The organism is Mesoplasma coleopterae (genome assembly GCF_002804245.1).
In the GTDB taxonomy this organism is placed as follows: domain Bacteria; phylum Bacillota_I; class Bacilli_A; order Mycoplasmatales; family Mycoplasmataceae; genus Mesoplasma; species Mesoplasma coleopterae.
On record NZ_CP024968.1, the window covers coordinates 429,548 to 446,956 of the forward strand.

Consider the following 17,409-nt stretch of genomic DNA (forward strand, 5'->3'; position numbering starts at 1 on the left):
CATTTCTGAACAAAGAATATGCATTTGCAAAATAAAAAAAATGATAGAAATCTATCATTTAATTATTATTTTGTTCATCTTCATCAAATAATGAAGGATCAATTTCATAATGTTTGCCTTGCATTGCTGCCATTGTTGCATTTGCTTGTTCAGTTCTTGCTTTCATAATTTTTTGAACGTCTTTTTTTGGATTAATGATAACTAACATTATAGCTCCCATTAAAGTTAAAATTGATGAAACAAAAGCACATATTGAAAGACTTGTAATAACTTTTAATTCTGAAGTATAATTTGATGTTAAATTTGCAATAAAGTTATCATAGTAGTTAAAATCTTTAATTGGTATTGGATTTTCTTCTCCAGCTAGTTTGATTGATAATGAGCCATAAGAATTTCATTTTTTCATAACTAAATCATTTGATATTGAACCAGCAGTTTCAAATAAAAGGAAAAATACAAATACTGCAACAATTAATAATGTGAATCCACTTACTCTAAATTTCAATCTTGATGCATCTTGTTTTTTTCAAAATGTATAGCCTATATAACCAAATCATAACAAGTAGAAAATTGCGAATATAATAGAACCAATATTTGTCGTTGACTTAGCAAAAATATCAACATTTGTTGAAAAATTTGAAACTTTTGCTTTTGCACTTGTTGTTACTATTCAATATTCAAATCCAGCTTCCCATTTTGCTTCAGGGAAAAGAACATGAATTAAAGAATTATCATTTTTATAATCCAAATCTACTCTTACAGTTCCTACATAAATAATTAGAGCTACATAGAATATAATTGTTAATAGCATAAGCAATGTAAAACATTTTTTAAGTATTGGCATATACTTAGGTTTTGTTTTAAATGGATAAAATTTTGGATTCATGAAAATATTTTGAGGCATATTCCCACCCATATTTCCACCAAAGAAATTTTGTTGTTGATTAAAATTTTGTTGATTAAAATTTTCAGCACCTGCTGTTGTTTTTTTATCTTCAGGATTAGTTTTTTCTTTTTCAGCTTTTTCCTTAGCTTCTTTTTCAGCTTTCTCTTTTGCTTCATCAGCCAATTTTTCATCCATTTTTTTAACAAAATCAGCTGATAATTTACCATTTAATTCGATATCTTCAATTGTAAATAACTCTTCCTCATTTGTTAATGTTTTTCTCGTTGTTTTATAGTTTTCACTAATAAATCCAACAACACGTGAATATTCAGCATATATTTCTTCGCTATTCATTTCATCTTCTGGTACTTCAAATCTGTTTGAAACTTTTGTAATTTTTACATAAGCTTTAGCAAATTCAGCAGCGATCTTTTTACGATTATATCTACATTTAAATTTATCACTTTCTAAAAGTAGTAATAAATCAATTAATTTTATAACTTCTTTTCTAAAAGCTTCATCTTTTCTTAAATAGTACTTTAATTTATTGTTCTTGATAACATTAAACATTAAATGTGAAATACTAATATAAATCTTTTTATTATCCATTTTTATCCTCCATGTTTTTTATAAATTGATATTCAACTATATTATCTTTATCCATAGTGTTATTTAAAACGCCTTGTTGAATAGAATATAATAATTTAATTTTATCATTTAATTTTTTAATGTTAAGTTTATTTGATAGTGCAACTTTAACTCTATAGGGGTGAGCCTTAGTTATTTGAACTATTTCATCATTTCTCATGCCTTGCTGTCTCATAACATTCACATCTCTAAAGAAAACTACAGTTGAACTTAATAGGGCTATCAATTTTGATATATCATCATTCAATAATAAATAATCTTTATATAATTTTAAGAATATTTGTGTTTGATTATTTACAAAAGCGTTTGATAATTCAAAAATATCATTTTCAATATACTTAGTTAGGTTATTTTTAATATCTTCTAATGTTATTACATCAGATTCAATATGAGATAGTTTGGTTAATTCGTTAGTTAATGTTTGCATATCCTTTGGGATTGATTGAAATATAAATGCAGCATCATGATCTGTAATTGACTTTTCACTTCTTGTAAAGAATGCTTTAATATAGTTTAAAACTTCATTTTCTTGCATTGGTTTAACATTTGTTACTTCCAAATTTTCTTCTATGTATTTAACTAATTTTAGCCTTTTTGATATTCTTTCATTATTCAAAGTAAAAATAACAATATTATCTGTTTTACTTTCAAGAATTTTGTATAGAGCTTCTTCTGAATAATTTCTGTGCAAACTTATTTTCTCTTCAGTTGCAAATCATGCATCACTTATTATTAATATTTTTGGCTCGCCAAATAATGAAAACGTATTTAAGGTAGTATAAATCTCAGATATATCATTGTAAATTAAAGAATAATTTTCAACTTCATAATCTTTTTCAGCTAGTAATCCTTTAACTAGTTTATTTACTGTTTTTGTTAATAAAAAATGATCCTCTGAATAAATAAAATACATGCTTACCTCCACAAATGTTATTCTTATTTTATATCAATGATTAGATAAAAATGTTTAAAGAATAAAAATGTTTAATTTTATCTAGTTATTTGTTATAATCTAAATTGTACTAAAAATTATATAAAGGAGTTGAAATTATGCCAAATATTAAATCACAAAAAAAACGTGTTTTAACTAACGAAAAATCAAGAGCTTCAAACAAAGCGATTAAATCAGAAATTAGAACAGCGATTAAAAAAGCTTTAGCTGCTAAAAAAGATGAAGCTACTGATGCAACAGATTTAATTAACCACGCAGTTAGTTTAGTTGACAAAGGTGTTAAAAAAGGTATCTTAAAACCTAATAAAGCTGCAAGAGAAAAATCACGTTTAATGCAAGCGTAATTCTCAACTAAAAAGAATAATGTAAGGCAACAAATGTTGCCTTATTTTTTTACGACTTTTAAATTTTTGAACATTACAAAAAAATTATTATTTCCATTTGTTATGTAATAGTTAATTTTCAATCTTTTCAAAGTGTTTATTGTTTCTTGATGTGGAAATTTTTTATTTCCCCCTTCATTTTCTCCGCTGATTAAAGCTATATCTGGGTTTATTAAATTAATAAACTCAACGCTCGAGCTTGTTTTACTTCCATGATGTCCTATTTGCAAAATATTAACTTTTTTTAAATTTAAAATGTATAAGAAATCTATTCTGTTCATTAAATGATTTTCTGTTTCTTTTTCAGCATCTCCCATAAAAACAGATCTTACATCACCTACATCTACTATTAAAACTAAGCTTTTATTATTTTCTGAATTAGCATTGGGATTAATAAAAACATTAATTATTACATTCTTTATTTTGATGCTATTAGTGAAGTCATTGTTTAAAATAATTTGTTTTATCTTAAAGTTTTCTTTTAAACTAAATAAATTATTGTAATGATCTTCATGCGTATGTGAAATGAAAACAATGTCAATTTTATTTATTCCTTCGTACTTTAAGAAATCACTAACTAAATTTGAACTTCTTTGTTTCCCTACCCCAGCATCAAATATAATAGTTATGTTATTTCATTTATTGTGATAAACAAAACTATTACCATTACCTACATTTAACATTGATAAATATTCACTTGGTTTTAATAATCAAAGTAAGCCTCATGTCAGTAAAAACAATATTGCTCAAAATATTTTTATTTTGATTGTAACTAAATTAGTTGCTAAAGTAACTGACATTATAAATCCTAATATTAAAAATAGTATATTAAAACTACCTACATTTCTAATCAAACTGAAACTGTTAAATATTGAAATAATTAATAGTAATACATCATATAAATTGTTTAATAAGTTTTTATCAATAAAATAAAAGATTGGTGTTATTAAGTAATAAACACTTAATATAGGTGAAAGTAGAATAGCATAAAAACTTGATGTTATATTTAACTGATATGTGAAATAGGCGTTTAATACATTTAATAGAATATAAAAATATATAAAACCTCAAATTTTATTAACTCTTTTGTTCATTAAAGAACTAAAAAGAATAATTAAGTTAATATATCAGAAACCTGAACTTGATATAAAGTTTGGAAATAATAAAATTAATCAAATCATTACTATTAAGTTTTTAAGTTCTTTTTTATCTTTTAGCTTTTCAAAACTATTTAATATTTGTTTAAACAAAATTCTAGTCATAATCATTGGTCAACATGTAAGATAGTTTCATGTAAACAAAATGATTATTAAAAATATTGATACTTTTTTACCTGTCATTTTTTCAATATATTTAAAAAACAATAATATGTTGATTAAGTTAAAATTTATTAAAAACTTTAAGCCTAAATTATTAAGATTAGAAATCAGTAAGTCAGATGAATCTTGTTTATTAAGAAAAAGAATATTTATCAATGCATGGGCATTATCAAGTTTAAAAAGTTTATAAAATACAACTCTTATATTAAAATTATTTAATTGTTCTACGTTTGATACTTTTAATTGATACCTAACATAATCCTTCATTAAATAATCTTTAAAGTCAAATTGATAATAATTAGCTGTCGAATTTATTTCAGAAACGTTACCTGTAATTTTTATCTTCATTCCAACAACATAGTTATTTTGTGTTGCTTGAACATAGAATTTGGAGTTTTTAATTTTCACAATAATATAATTAGTTTTACATTTTATTACTCGTCCTTGTTCTTCTATTACTTGATCTTGCTGAAAAGTATTTGAATTTCAGTACAAGTAAATTAAAAGTAAAATTAAAGCACTAATTATTCAAAAAGCTATAAATGCTTTTCTATACTTTTCTTGTGTATAAAAAAAATAAATTAATAATACTATTGTTAATAATAAGTAAATTACTTCTTTTGAATATATAAAATTATAAATAGTCACAAGTGAAATCAAGAAAGCAAAATATGATATTGATTTAAAATGTAATCAACTTAGTAATCCCTTTTTCATATAAAAATTTGTCATTTTTAGATTCACAGAAAGATTTCACCTCACTTTCAATAATAGAAGAAGGTTTTGACTGATTCAAAATTAGAAACAATTCAGTATTTTCAACATGGCTTAAATTGAAAACTAAAAGATCATTTAATTTTAAATTAGTGTAGTTTATTTTTTCCACATAATTTTCTTTTATATCAAGAATTATATAATCTGTGTCGAGTTGAATTTTAATGGGTTCAAATCAATTTAAATTACTATTAATATCTTGAAATTCCTTTCAATAGTTTTTATATTTATTTTTAGGTAATTTTTTAGGGTATTTAAAGTCATCAATTGTTGTTTTAAATTCATATCTCATTTCAAATATAAACATTTCTTTTTTACTTAAGTTATCAAAACTAAAAATACTTGTTATAAAAACAAGAATTAAAATTACGATTGTAGCTAATATGTACTTAGTCTTTTTCATACTAGTTATTAATGAAAAAAATAAAAAAATCTACCTAAGTAGATTAATTATTGAATTATTTATTTACTTTATTTAGAATTTCTTCAATTCTATTAGCATTTTCTAAACTTGTATCATATTCGAAAAATAAATCTGGAACAGTTCTTGTATTTAGTTTATGTGCTAATTTCATACGAATTGTTTTTTTGTTGTCTTCTAATTCACTTGCTATTAATTCTTTTGTTATTTCTTTGTTTAATGGTAAGAATGATCAATAAATTTTAGCTATTTCACTATCATTTGTTAATCTTACTTCAGCGATTGAAAGAGCTCTTAAAATGTCATTTTTCATTTCTCTTTCAATAATGATTGTAAGTTCTCTTAAGATTGTAGCTTCTTTTCTACCTTTAATTTTGTGATTTGCCATAAATCCACCTCGAGTTCTATACTATTATTATAATATTTTTTTAAGTATTTCCAAAATTTCTTTTCCTGCAATTTTAATAAAATCATTAAATTGGACATTATTTGCATCTTTTTTTCCAATAATATCACTTACAATTTTAATTACACTAAATTCCTTTTCAAATAAATAAGCAGTTTGAGCATAGGCAAAACATTCCATATCTAAAATGCTAATTTCATCATCAATTTTTTTCACTAAAGAATTTACTTGATCAATCGAGTGAATAAATATATCAGATGATGCAATATTCTTAATTTTTGCAGAATCAATTTTATTCATTATTTTTTCTTTATTTGTTTCATAGTATTTTGGCATTCTTGGAACTTGTCCATATGCATAACCAAAAACTGTTGCATCAGCAACACTATTATAAACTTTATCAACAAGTATAATATCACCTTGTTTTAAACTGTTATCACAACCACCACTAGTTCCAATATTAATTATTGAATCAATTTCATATTTAGTTAAAATATATGCTAATTGAGCTGCTGAATTAATTAATCCAACGCCTGTTATACAAAACATAATTTCTTCATTTTTATAAATAAGAAATTTTTCTTCTTCTATTTTTTTTAAATTATAAAACGCTATTGAATCTTGTAATTCCTCATGCATAGCTCCAATTATTAATTTCATTAATTATCTCCTTTTACGTAAAAATTATATGTTTTTAAAAGTTTATCTCCAATAGCTTCAATTCCATGAGTTTTAATTGCTACATCATATTGATTTATTAATAATTTAATAAATCCTGTTTTTAAATCTTTAAAACATTCTTCACGATAATATTGAACATCTTCATAATCACGTTCAACACTAATTTTGTCTGCACAAAAAACTATCATATCTAATGTTGTCATTTCTTCACAGCCAACTGTATGGTTATAAACTGCATTAATAATTTCTTCATCATTAATTAATCAATCATATTTTAAATGAAATGCTCCAGTGTATGAATGTCAAACTGGTTTTGGTTCACCAAGTAAAGCTTTTTCATACTTAGTTAAGTATGCAATTTGCTTTTCTTCTGATCATCTCTTTGTTATATCATGTAATGTTCCAGCAACTTTTGCTTTTTGTGGGTCAATATTGTTTAATTCAGCTAATTTAGCAGCCATTTCTCCAACGTTTAAACAATGTTGGTATCTTTGTTCATCCATAAATGGTTTCATTCTTATATCTAGATATAATAAGTGATAATTAATGTAATCGTTAACTTTTGGAATTAATAATTTTAAATCTTCAAGTTCTCTTATTTTAGTTGAACTTAAATAATTGTTTTCAAAATAATAAATTGGCAAGTTGTATTTTTGCGCAACTTCTTTTTTGTAATTATTGCTTCTTTCAAAAACAATAAAATTAACCAAATTAATTAATTCATCAAAATTATTTCATTCTTCTAAACGATTCAAATTATCAGAACCTATTACAAAAGAAAAATCATAATAAGGATACATTTTTTTAAAATGAGAAACAGTTTCATAAGTTGTTGTTACTCTTTGATTATTCATTTCAAATTGATCAATTTTAATGTAATCTTCATTTTCAAAAATTAAATTAAGTAAATTAAGTCTTTCTTCATTTGATGTTTTAGTTGAAGATTTGAAAGGATTTAAGAAGGTAGGGATTATTCAAACTTCTTCAAAACCTAATTTATCATGACATGCTTTAGCCATATTAAAATGGTCAGTATGGACAGGATCAAAACTACCACCAAAAAGTGCTATTTTTTTATTATTTTTCATCTTTTCATCTTTCACTCATAATGTAATCTTTACCTTTTTGAACTTCGGTTTTACTTAAAGTTGGGTAATCTCATTGTCTTAAAATTTCATAAGTTACAATTCCAACAGTATTAGCTACATTAATGCTTCTTGTTTGAGGTGACATTGGCAGTCTAAAAGTGTTTTTATAATTATCTTTTATTATTTGTTTTGGAATTCCTGTTGATTCTTTACCAAACATTACAAAAACAGGTTTCTCATATGAATTAAAATCAAAATCACTATGAGGTTTTTCTCCATATCTTGAAATGCAGAATAAATCAATACTTGGATTTTTTTCACAAAAATCTTCTCAATCATCGTATAACTCATATTCAACTAAATCAAAAGTACCTGCACTTGCACGATTTAACTCCTCTTTTTTGAATATAAAACCTAATGGTTCAATAATATGTAATTTAGCATTAGTAGCAACACATGTTCTAATGATAGCTGCAACATTTTGAGCTATTTCTGGTTCGTATAAAACTATATTAACTTGTCTTTCCATTATTTAATTTCCTTTTCAATTATTTTCTTAATTTCATTTAGTGCATATGCTCTTGCAGAACAATTTATCTTTTCTTCTTCAGTTAATTCAGCGCAATAAACATTGAATGGTTCTGGTTTAAAAATATAGTCATAACCAAAAGTATGATCTGACACTTTTAATTCTTCTCCCATAACACCTTTAGTAACACCTAAAGCTTCAAAACTTTCATTTTGATTGCAATTACAAATTACAATTGCAGTTTGCATGCTCATATTTTTGTTATCTGAATTTTCTGTTTTTTTCATTATCATTTTACATATCTCTTTAAAATCAGTTACTGGATATGCTCATCTTCTTGAATAAACTCCCGGAAAACCATCAAGTGCATCAAAAAAATAACCAGTATCATCTCCAATAGCTCAGCCATTAATATATTTTGAAAGTGCTTCAGCTTTAATTTTTGCGTTCTCTAATAAAGTTTCACCATTTTCTTCTGGTTCAACATATTCTGGTAAGTCTTTAACACTTTTTATTTCATAATCAGGTAGTAGCATTTTAAATTCTTTGATTTTACCCTCATTATTGGTAGCTATTCATAATTCTTTTTTATTCATGACTGCCTTTCTGAGATAATTTGATAATATATATTATATATTTTAGAGGTTTAGGTATAAAAATGAAAGCAGTTCACGGTTTAAGTAATAAAATATTTATTAAAGAAAAAAAAATAATTAAAGAATCTTATCCATATGTTGATAAATACCTTGATAGAGTTAATGAAATTAAGGTTTATGAACAATTAAATTATTTGAAAAATGATTTTATGATTATACCTTTTGAATGAAAACTTAATAAAACACAATTGACATCTAAAACTGAATTTTTTGATAATGCTATAACTCTTCATGAAACAGATATATGTGTTAATAAGATGAAATCAATAATTAAAATAATTAGTAAAATTCATAATCTAGAATTGATTAATATAAAGACATTTGATCCTAAAGAATTCTTAAATTTCTTTATTAAAAATACAAAAGAGTGTTTGTATGATTTAGATTTTATAAAAGAGCAAGTTAACTCAATAATAGATAATTATTGAAGTGATAAGTCTAAACCTGTTTTTTCTCACAATGACTTAGTAAAAGGTAATTTTATTAATTATAAAAAAGGGTGAAAAGTAATTGATTTTGAGTATGCAATGTATAATCACTATTTATTTGATTATGCTAGTTTCGTAAGTGAATCTTTAAATAAAAAAAGATGAAATGTATTTTTAAATTTATTAAATTTATCTCAAACAGAATTAAATAAAATAACTGATTTGATTTTATATCAAAATTACTTATGAATTTATTGGGCAAGTTATATGTTTGAACAAACTAACGATCAAATTTTTAAAGATATAGCCAAAGAAAAATTTGAAAATATAAAATCTTAGCTTTTAACTAAGATTTTTTTATATTTTTGATTTATAAAATGAATTGTTGCCCAAAGAGATATATTTAAATATTTTGAAACAAAGCCATGCGGATACATTATTAAAAGAGCAAATGCTTCTGTAATAAGCCATGTAATTAAAGCTATAAAGAAATTTAATTCATATAGGCCTAAACTATTTGAGTTTTTAAAAACTTTGCTTCAAATAAATTGGTTCATTATGATCTCAAAAATAAAGTGAAATAAATAAACTGGCAATAAAGTTTTAGCAATTAAATTAATAAACTTTTTCTCTTCAATATAAACATTTGTAATTAAAATAAACACAAATATGCTAAATATAACAGGAAAAGGTGTCATTGGTGAATCAAATCCTAATAGTTTAGAAATATTAAAATCTATTCAAAATTGCATTATTTTAAAAATAAAAGAGAATACAACAAACGTAAAACAAACAATTATTGAAGCTTTTATAACACTTTTATTTTTTATTTGTTCTTTTAGAAAAAAAGTCATCCATATACCTACCAAATAGACAGACAAAAAACCTATTATTGTTCCGGCGTTAAATAACTCGTTATTGTTAGATTTTATAAAAGCAAATCTCATAAATAAAAGAAATATAATTCCTGTTAAGCTAACCAATTTATTAACATTTTTTATACCATGAACTAATATTGGAGAAATAGATTTAATAATCAAAAAAGATCATAAATATCATCAATCTCTTCCTCCAAAAGTTAAAGTTCTACTTATACTAATATCAACATTTAAGCCAGAAACAAAAATAATAACCAAAATAACACATATAACTCAATATAAGAAAGTGTCTATGCCAAATTTAAAAAAACCTCTTAAATCTTGTTTAGATGAAATAGTTGCAAGATAAGCAGATATCAAAATAAAAATAGGGACAGGGGAAGCAATTACTACTGAAAAAATACTAAAAATTCAACTATCAAATTGACTGAAATTTTCGTTAAAAACACTTCCCTGATGCAAATATTGATGATATAAAACAACAAATATAGATAAAAATATTTTTAATATATCAAACGCTGAATTTCTTTTTTTCATTATAGCCCCTTTAAAATATTTATTAAGTATATTTAAAGTCAGAAAAAATAAAATAACAAGTCTTGAATTTTAGTCAAAAATCTATTTTAAAACAAATCTTAGTTTTTAACTAAGATTTTTTTATTTACTATTTTATTAACTATAACTATTGATAAATAAGAACATATAATAATTCACATTCAAGTAAATGTTGTATCAGTAAGTCAGTGACTTCCATTAATTAAAAATGATATAACTAAAAATAATTGATGTACAAAGAATAAATAAATTCCAATTATTTTTCCTTTTGACAAATTATTTGGATTTTTAAAATCAATTATAAAAATAAATGCAAATCCACACATTCCCATTTGAGCCATGTGTCCTGATGGAAAAGCATTAGAATTAAATAATTTTTCAAGAGATCAATCTATTTTATTTGGATTACCAATTAAACCATTAAAAATTCATCAAGGTTGAAAACCATCTGGTGATTTAATTCAATTTGGATTAAATTTTATCGCAATTCCATATTTGTCTTCAAACATGTTTACTCTTTCTTTCAAAACAGCTTCAATTGAGTTATAGTAATCTCTTCCCATCAAGATTTTTAATGATCCTACTAATCCATAAGCTAAAAAGAAAAAAACAATTAGTTGAATACATTTAACTCAGTATTTATTTTCATAAAAAAATGGTTTTTTAAATCAAACTAATTTTGCATATAATAGTACGCTTATTAATATAAAGAATTGTAAAATAACTATGATAACTAACAATATTCTAAAATCTTTTGCACTAATAAATTTTTTTATATTAAATTTCAAGATATTTCCTTCAATAGTTTCAACCGTCATATTAAATTTTCATGAACTACTTACTTTTAAAAACATAAAAATAAATCATGTAATCAATATCAAAACAAAAAATATTCAAGATCAAAAGTCTTTGTCTACTCCTTTTTTCTTATTTAGATTTATTAAAATATATTCTATTATAATAAAGGCTATCAATGCAAAAACAATGTATAAATCTGTGTAACCTGATTGTAAATAATAAATTGAAGGATATTTTAGAAAATCAATTTTTAATAACTGTGCAAATATTTCCATTATTTCATAATCGTAAAATGAAGAAAATATGAAAAAAAATAAGTTAAGTAAAAAAATACCTATCAGAGGATAAATAATAAATTTATTTAGTTTATTTTTTTCCCTTAAAAATTCCATTTCTTTGATTATTCCTTAAGCATCGTTTAAGTTTTATTGTAGACAAAAAAAAAAAAAAAAACAATTTTTTGATAAAAAAATGTTTTTGCGTATTATGAGAAAAAACTTGTGGCACCAATAGCAGATGATATTAGTATTCAAAATGGTATTGTAATTATACTTGTTAAAATTGTCAAAGTACCTACATGAGAGGCGATTTTTGGTTCTTTATTGTAAATAATTGCATAACCTACGATTGTGTTTGCTGTTGGTGAAGCTATGATTGCTACACATAATACAAATGCTAGTGAAGTTATACCTTTTCCAGTGGTTATTTTAAGTAATAAACTAAATATGATAAATAATACAACGCAAATTAATGGTGTAATTATATTTTTAACAAAAGTAGCTCATCAAATTAATCATGATTGGAAAGATTCCTTAATTTGACTCTTTGCTAAAACTGCTCCCATTGAAAATCATGCAAGCGGACTAGCTAATGGAGCTAATATGCTTAATATTTGACTTAAACCAGGAATAAATTTATCTACTCTGCTTATTGAATAATACGTATTGTCTATGTGTATTACTTTCACACCTGGAATTAATTGAAATAATCATAAAAATATTCCTATAAATGTAGCTATTATAACTGGGTTTTTAAAAACCTTAAGCATATTCATAAATGAAAACTTTTGATTTTCATCTAACAAACTATTTCGTACTTCGTTTTCATCATATCTTTTCTTTTTCATTATATTATCCGCTGCTGAATACATGAAAATTCAGAAACCAATTAAAAATAATGATGAATATAAATCTATTGACTGCTGTTGATCAGCTGGAGATATTGCTTTTATAATCATTACACCAAAATAAACTGCTGATGAAAAAGCAACACTCATTCCTAATGTATCTTGTAGTGATTTTGTTTTACCTATGAAAAAATATTTGGATCCAAAGGTTAAACTTGTATAAAATATAAAACCTAAAATTGCTACAAAAATAGATTCTCAAATATAATCAGTATTTATATCAATTAAAAAACTTTTAAGTGCTAATGCAGGCAATGCTGCATATAAAATTATCTTAACAACAACTTTTTCTCAATCAGCAAAAATGAGTGTTTTTCTTTCAAATATAAAACCTATAAAAATAATAAACGATGCAGCTATCAGAATACTTCAAAAATTAAAATTTGATAATACGTCTATCATAGCTTTTACTGAACCACTATAAAACATTTTTTTTCTCCAAAACTATATTTATATCAATTATAAAGTATTAATAATTTAATAAGTTATATAAATATAAAAAAAATGAACCTTTGGTCCACTTTGATTAAAATTTAAGTTTTACTAGTTCTCTTGTTGCTGAAGTTAGCATTCTGTAACCATCTTTTAAAACCAAGATATCATCTTCAATTCTAACTCCACCTAATCCTGGAATATAAATACCTGGTTCAATTGTTAAAGTCATGTTTTCTTTTAAAACAGTATTTCCTGCAGCTGAAGCGTATGGTTCTTCATGAATTTCAACTCCATAACCATGACCTAAACCATGAGTAAAGTATCCTGCGTATCCTCTTTTTTCAATAAAATCATACACTTGTTTATGTATCTCTCCAGCATTAACACCCTCAGATACTAAACTTATTCCCAACGATTGTGCTTCATAAACTGCATTATAAATGTCTTCTAATTTAGGGTCAATTTCACCAATAGCAATAGTTCTAGTTTGATCTGAACAATACCCATTATAATAACATCCCATATCAATAGTTACAAGATCTCCGATTTCAATTTTTTTGTCAGTTGGAACAGCATGAGGCATACTTCCGTTTACACCAGATGCAATAATAGTATCAAATGAAATTTTCTCAGCACCTTTTACTAAGAATTCATTATCTATAAATCTTTGTAATTCTTTTTCAGTCATTCCTGGTTTTACGTAGTCAAGAATTGCTTCAAAAACTTCATTTGTAATATCACAAGCCTTTTGCAACTGTTCAATTTCTCATTCATCTTTAACAATTCTAATTTCAGAACAATTTATTGGTACTAAAGTTTGATCTGCAAAAATTGAAGTATATTTTTCAAAATCTGCATAATGTACTCAATCTGATTCAAATCCTAATTTTTTAACATTATGTTGTTTTAATATTTCTTTTATTTGAGTAAATAAATTGTTTGAGAATTCCTTAATTTCTATTTCAGCTGGAATATTTTTTGAATTTCTTGCAGCTGTAATGTATCTTCCATCAACTAATAAATAACTTTTTGTTTTAGTTATTAATAAATATCCTAATGAAGATTTAAATCTTGAAAATCAATATCTGTTTTCAGGTGAGTAAAATAAAATTGCTTCTGCTGAATTAGAGTCTAATAATTGATTTATTATTTCTTGTTTTTTCATAAGTGCTCCTTGTTTTAAATTAATTTTAAATTAAATTTTTATTTAAATAAAAAAATAAAATAGTTAAAACTATTTTTTTTGTTTATGTAATTCGTGTTTGTTACAGTTGCTGCAGAATTTTTTAACTTCTATTTTTTCTTTTTTCTTATCGTTTTTACCAATGTAATTTTCATTTTTACATTCTGTACAACGTAGAATATATTTTTCACGCATAAACGTCACCTCGCTAAACTTTTTTTGTATAGATACAATATCTATTTAATAATATCAATCTTTCTACTTTTTTACAAGTTAGATAGCAAAATATTTCATTATTAAATATTAAATTAGTTATTTTTAATGTTTTATAGTAAAATATTAATAATGATTTTTGTCATTTAACTTAAGGAGGATTTATGAAAAAATTAATAGCTCTTTTAGGAGCGTTTACTTTGACTGCTTCATCAGCATCACTTGTAGTAGCTTGCGGAAATACAGCAATACCAGCTTATGATAATTTTGCAAAACTTGCTAATGCAACTAAACCAACATTAAACGATGAAGGTAGTATCGAACAAAAAGGTTCAACTCTTGTTTACTATATTGGTGCACAAGATAATCTTTCTTCTTTATCATTTGAATATGCATTAAAAGAATCAGTTAATCTTGAACAAAGTGCTTCATTAGATGAAGCTTTTGATAAATTGAATGAATCAAATGCTTCTTCTACAAATACATTTGGAGGAAAATTTAAAGGTATTGGTGAAGCTTTAGGAACTAATAATACAAATGGTACTGATGCTTTAAATTTAGTTGAAACAAATGTTACTTATAATAAGAAAAAAGATTTGTGATATTTTGAAAATCAAACTGAATTAAACACTTTCAGCTATACAGCTACTGGTACTAAAATTGAACTGCACGGAACAACTGTTGATACTGTTGGAGATTTATGAACAGATAAAGCAACTAAGAAAATATTAAACGATTGAATTAAACCTTCAATTGCTAGAATGGTTTATGCTAATATTGATAAACACAACCAATCATGAGATAAAACAAAAGATAAAGCAGAAATAAAAAAAGTTAACGAAGAAATAAATTCAAGAGTTGATGCTATTAAAAATTCAAAAGGACCTTTATTCTTAATTATTAGAAATGGTGAATTTGTAGGTTATTTAGAAGGATTTGAAGCTTATCAACAAGTTAGAAAAGATGGAGATAATCCAGATTTAGGTGAAAGCAATTATCAACAAAATGATCTTATAAATAATTTTATAAATGGTGTGCAAACTATTGTTCATTCTAAAGATATAATGACAGAAACATATAAATCAGGAAATACTAATTATAATTTAAATTCAAGAGCATCTCAATGAAATTGAAAGCATTGAGATAACTGAGTTATAAGAGATTCTAAATCATCATCAGGTTCAGGTTCAGAATCAGGTTCAGAATCAGGATCAGAATCATATTCATACAATTTAAATAAATACTAATAGGGTTGAAATCCTATTTTTTTTATACGCTTATAAACAAAAAAATCAATCCGAAGATTGATTGTGTTTTTTAAATGGTCCCCAAGGCCAGACTTGAACTGGCACGGGAGATAAAGCCCGGTGGATTTTAAGTCCACTGCGTCTACCGATTCCGCCACTTGGGGATGTATATGGTGACTCGCCGGAGGCTCGAACTCCGGACCCACTGGTTAAAAGCCAGTTGCTCTACCGACTGAGCTAGCGAGTCAAAGTTGGTTGGGCTAGCAGGATTCGAACCGGCGCATGAGGGAGTCAAAGTCCCTTGCCTTACCGCTTGGCTATAGCCCAATAAATGGTGGAGGGGGAGGGATTCGAACCCCCGAACCGAAAGGAAGTGGGTTACAGCCACCCGCGTTTGACCGCTTCGCTACCCCTCCATTTAAATGGTGCTGACTAAAGGACTTGAACCTTCGACCTATTGATTACTAGTCAATTGCTCTACCAACTGAGCTAAGTCAGCGATGCCTTTTTTTGCTATCCTCTTTTTACAAGGACATTATTTATTTTATATTATTAAATTTAAATAAACAAGCAAAATTTTAAAAAAAATAACTTTTTTTAAAATTAAAAAAGTTGTTAATCAACAACTTTAAATATATCTTTAATTTTTTTCTTATCTTTTGCTTTTTTAGCCTTAGTTTTACCTGTTTTTTTAAAATCTTCTCTATTTTTTAAGTTAATTTTGTTTATTATTTTGTGATCTAATAACATTTCTTTATCAGCTCATTTTTCCATATTTTCAATAACAACTTTTCTTGTATTTTTTGTTAAGTCTTCTGTTTTTAATGAAATATGTTTTAAAGGCATGATTGGTTTACCAAACACAACTTTGATTTCAATATGTTTTGGTCTGTTTTTACTAAATACTTGGTATGAGTTAATGATTGTTACAGGAACAACAGGGGCATTAGCCATTTGAGCTACTTTTAATGCTGCTGGTTGGAATTCACCCACTTCTTGTGAATGACTTCTTGTTCCTTCAGGGAATATAGCTAGTGAACGTCTAAAATCAACAACTAATTCTTTTCCTTCTTTGAATGCCTCTAATGCACTTCTTGGATTTTTTCTATCTAATGGTATGCAATCCATTAAACGTACAAATCTACCAAACTTTTTATCTTCTCATAATTCTTTTTTAGCAATGAATGCTAATGGTTGTTGTAAGTAAAAGTTATTTAAAGCAACAAGAGCTACTGGATCAAAGTTTGATTGATGATTAGGCGCTAAAATAACACCACGATCTAATCAATTTTCAATTCCTTCACATTTAACTGTAATATCTGAAACATACAATATTCTTTTTGCAGCTTTTTTAACAAAGTTATAACAATATTCTTCTGAAAAGTATCCTGGACTTTTGATGTTTTTTTTGCTAATTTTCTTTGCTTTTCGCATCATGTTTCACATAGGGAATCACATGTATGTCATTTTTCAAAAATTTAATTTTAATTTTTCTTTTTTCTTTTTTGAGTTTTTTTCTTTTTTAACTTTTGGTTCTTGACTTGTTTTTGTTTCAAATACTTGAACAGTTTCAACTGCTTTTGTTTTATTTTCTTTAACTTCAACTTTTTTTACATTTGTTTTTTTAGCTGTTGTTTTTTTAGCTGTTGTTTTTTTAGCTGTTGTAGTTTTATTAGTTGATGTACTTTTTTTAGCCACAGGTTTTTTAGTCTCAGTTTTAATAATTTCTTTTTCTTTAGTCAT

Annotated in this window: 18 protein-coding genes and 5 tRNA genes; 3 read left to right on the forward strand and 20 right to left on the reverse strand. The window is 25.1% G+C overall.

Going from position 1 to position 17,409, the window contains the following annotated elements:
* Positions 1 to 58 precede the first annotated feature (58 nt).
* Positions 59 to 1,495, reverse strand: a complete 1,437-nt coding sequence (locus MCOLE_RS01950) for a hypothetical protein (RefSeq protein WP_100670991.1) — start codon at positions 1,493 to 1,495, stop codon at positions 59 to 61.
* A complete protein-coding gene (gene holA / locus MCOLE_RS01955) occupies positions 1,488 to 2,447 on the reverse strand; it encodes a DNA polymerase III subunit delta (protein WP_100670993.1) in 960 nt (319 codons plus the stop codon). The genes MCOLE_RS01950 and holA overlap by 8 nt, the downstream gene beginning before the upstream one ends.
* Positions 2,448 to 2,584: 137 nt before the next feature.
* Between holA and rpsT the strand changes: the two genes are divergently transcribed.
* A complete protein-coding gene (gene rpsT, locus MCOLE_RS01960) occupies positions 2,585 to 2,830 on the forward strand; it encodes a 30S ribosomal protein S20 (RefSeq protein WP_011183267.1) in 246 nt (81 codons plus the stop codon).
* A 41-nt stretch (positions 2,831 to 2,871) separates the two neighbouring features.
* Here the strand turns inward: rpsT and MCOLE_RS01965 are convergent, their stop codons facing one another.
* The 7 genes from MCOLE_RS01965 to MCOLE_RS01995 are packed head-to-tail and all read right to left on the reverse strand — an operon-like array spanning position 2,872 to position 8,683.
* A complete protein-coding gene (locus MCOLE_RS01965) occupies positions 2,872 to 4,905 on the reverse strand; it encodes an MBL fold metallo-hydrolase (protein WP_164704236.1) in 2,034 nt (677 codons plus the stop codon).
* Positions 4,871 to 5,365, reverse strand: a complete 495-nt coding sequence (locus MCOLE_RS01970; protein ID WP_100670995.1) for a hypothetical protein — start codon at positions 5,363 to 5,365, stop codon at positions 4,871 to 4,873. The genes MCOLE_RS01965 and MCOLE_RS01970 overlap by 35 nt, the downstream gene beginning before the upstream one ends.
* Before the next feature lie 55 nt (positions 5,366 to 5,420).
* Positions 5,421 to 5,771, reverse strand: coding sequence for a 30S ribosome-binding factor RbfA (rbfA, locus tag MCOLE_RS01975; protein ID WP_099651209.1), 351 nt, complete (start codon positions 5,769 to 5,771; stop codon positions 5,421 to 5,423).
* Between the two features lie 27 nt (positions 5,772 to 5,798).
* Positions 5,799 to 6,449, reverse strand: a complete 651-nt coding sequence (mtnN, locus tag MCOLE_RS01980; RefSeq protein ID WP_100670997.1) for a 5'-methylthioadenosine/S-adenosylhomocysteine nucleosidase — start codon at positions 6,447 to 6,449, stop codon at positions 5,799 to 5,801.
* Positions 6,449 to 7,558, reverse strand: a complete 1,110-nt coding sequence (locus tag MCOLE_RS01985; RefSeq protein ID WP_100670999.1) for a nicotinate-nucleotide adenylyltransferase — start codon at positions 7,556 to 7,558, stop codon at positions 6,449 to 6,451. The genes mtnN and MCOLE_RS01985 overlap by 1 nt, the downstream gene beginning before the upstream one ends.
* The gene (locus tag MCOLE_RS01990; protein ID WP_164703849.1) at positions 7,548 to 8,090 is read right to left on the reverse strand and encodes a tRNA (cytidine(34)-2'-O)-methyltransferase; all 543 of its coding nucleotides are present in this window, start codon (positions 8,088 to 8,090) and stop codon (positions 7,548 to 7,550) included. Before MCOLE_RS01990 ends, MCOLE_RS01985 begins: the two co-directional genes overlap by 11 nt.
* Entirely contained in the window at positions 8,087 to 8,683 is a 597-nt protein-coding gene (locus tag MCOLE_RS01995; RefSeq protein WP_100671003.1) for a non-canonical purine NTP pyrophosphatase, read from the reverse strand. Before MCOLE_RS01995 ends, MCOLE_RS01990 begins: the two co-directional genes overlap by 4 nt.
* 62 nt (positions 8,684 to 8,745) lie before the next feature.
* On the opposite strand from MCOLE_RS01995, the gene MCOLE_RS02000 reads away from it, so the two are divergent.
* On the forward strand, positions 8,746 to 9,510 hold the full coding sequence (locus tag MCOLE_RS02000) for a phosphotransferase family protein (RefSeq protein ID WP_100671005.1): 765 nt from the start codon (positions 8,746 to 8,748) through the stop codon (positions 9,508 to 9,510).
* On the opposite strand, the gene MCOLE_RS02005 is transcribed toward MCOLE_RS02000, so the two are convergent.
* The 5 genes from MCOLE_RS02005 to rpmG form a co-directional block, all read right to left on the reverse strand.
* The gene (locus tag MCOLE_RS02005) at positions 9,507 to 10,586 is read right to left on the reverse strand and encodes an acyltransferase family protein (protein WP_100671007.1); all 1,080 of its coding nucleotides are present in this window, start codon (positions 10,584 to 10,586) and stop codon (positions 9,507 to 9,509) included. The two genes, MCOLE_RS02000 and MCOLE_RS02005, sit on opposite strands and share 4 nt — an antisense overlap.
* A gap of 98 nt (positions 10,587 to 10,684) precedes the next feature.
* A complete protein-coding gene (locus MCOLE_RS02010) occupies positions 10,685 to 11,677 on the reverse strand; it encodes a phosphatase PAP2 family protein (protein WP_164703816.1) in 993 nt (330 codons plus the stop codon).
* A gap of 209 nt (positions 11,678 to 11,886) precedes the next feature.
* A complete protein-coding gene (locus MCOLE_RS02015; protein ID WP_100671011.1) occupies positions 11,887 to 13,017 on the reverse strand; it encodes an AEC family transporter in 1,131 nt (376 codons plus the stop codon).
* A 97-nt stretch (positions 13,018 to 13,114) separates the two neighbouring features.
* Positions 13,115 to 14,188, reverse strand: a complete 1,074-nt coding sequence (locus MCOLE_RS02020; protein WP_100671013.1) for an aminopeptidase P family protein — start codon at positions 14,186 to 14,188, stop codon at positions 13,115 to 13,117.
* A 69-nt stretch (positions 14,189 to 14,257) separates the two neighbouring features.
* Entirely contained in the window at positions 14,258 to 14,401 is a 144-nt protein-coding gene (gene rpmG / locus MCOLE_RS02025) for a 50S ribosomal protein L33 (RefSeq protein ID WP_011183279.1), read from the reverse strand.
* Positions 14,402 to 14,583: 182 nt separating this feature from the next.
* On the opposite strand from rpmG, the gene MCOLE_RS02030 reads away from it, so the two are divergent.
* Entirely contained in the window at positions 14,584 to 15,666 is a 1,083-nt protein-coding gene (locus MCOLE_RS02030; RefSeq protein ID WP_100671015.1) for a lipoprotein, read from the forward strand.
* A 75-nt stretch (positions 15,667 to 15,741) separates the two neighbouring features.
* Here MCOLE_RS02030 and MCOLE_RS02035 read toward each other — a convergent pair.
* The 6 genes from MCOLE_RS02035 to MCOLE_RS02060 form a co-directional block, all read right to left on the reverse strand.
* Positions 15,742 to 15,830, reverse strand: a tRNA-Leu gene (locus tag MCOLE_RS02035).
* A 7-nt stretch (positions 15,831 to 15,837) separates the two neighbouring features.
* Positions 15,838 to 15,913: transfer RNA gene (locus tag MCOLE_RS02040), tRNA-Lys, on the reverse strand.
* Positions 15,914 to 15,918: 5 nt separating this feature from the next.
* Positions 15,919 to 15,993 (reverse strand) — tRNA-Gln (locus MCOLE_RS02045).
* Between the two features lie 5 nt (positions 15,994 to 15,998).
* Positions 15,999 to 16,082 (reverse strand) — tRNA-Tyr (locus tag MCOLE_RS02050).
* 7 nt (positions 16,083 to 16,089) lie between these two features.
* Positions 16,090 to 16,165: transfer RNA gene (locus tag MCOLE_RS02055), tRNA-Thr, on the reverse strand.
* Positions 16,166 to 16,281: 116 nt separating this feature from the next.
* Entirely contained in the window at positions 16,282 to 17,409 is a 1,128-nt protein-coding gene (locus tag MCOLE_RS02060; protein WP_100671017.1) for a lysophospholipid acyltransferase family protein, read from the reverse strand.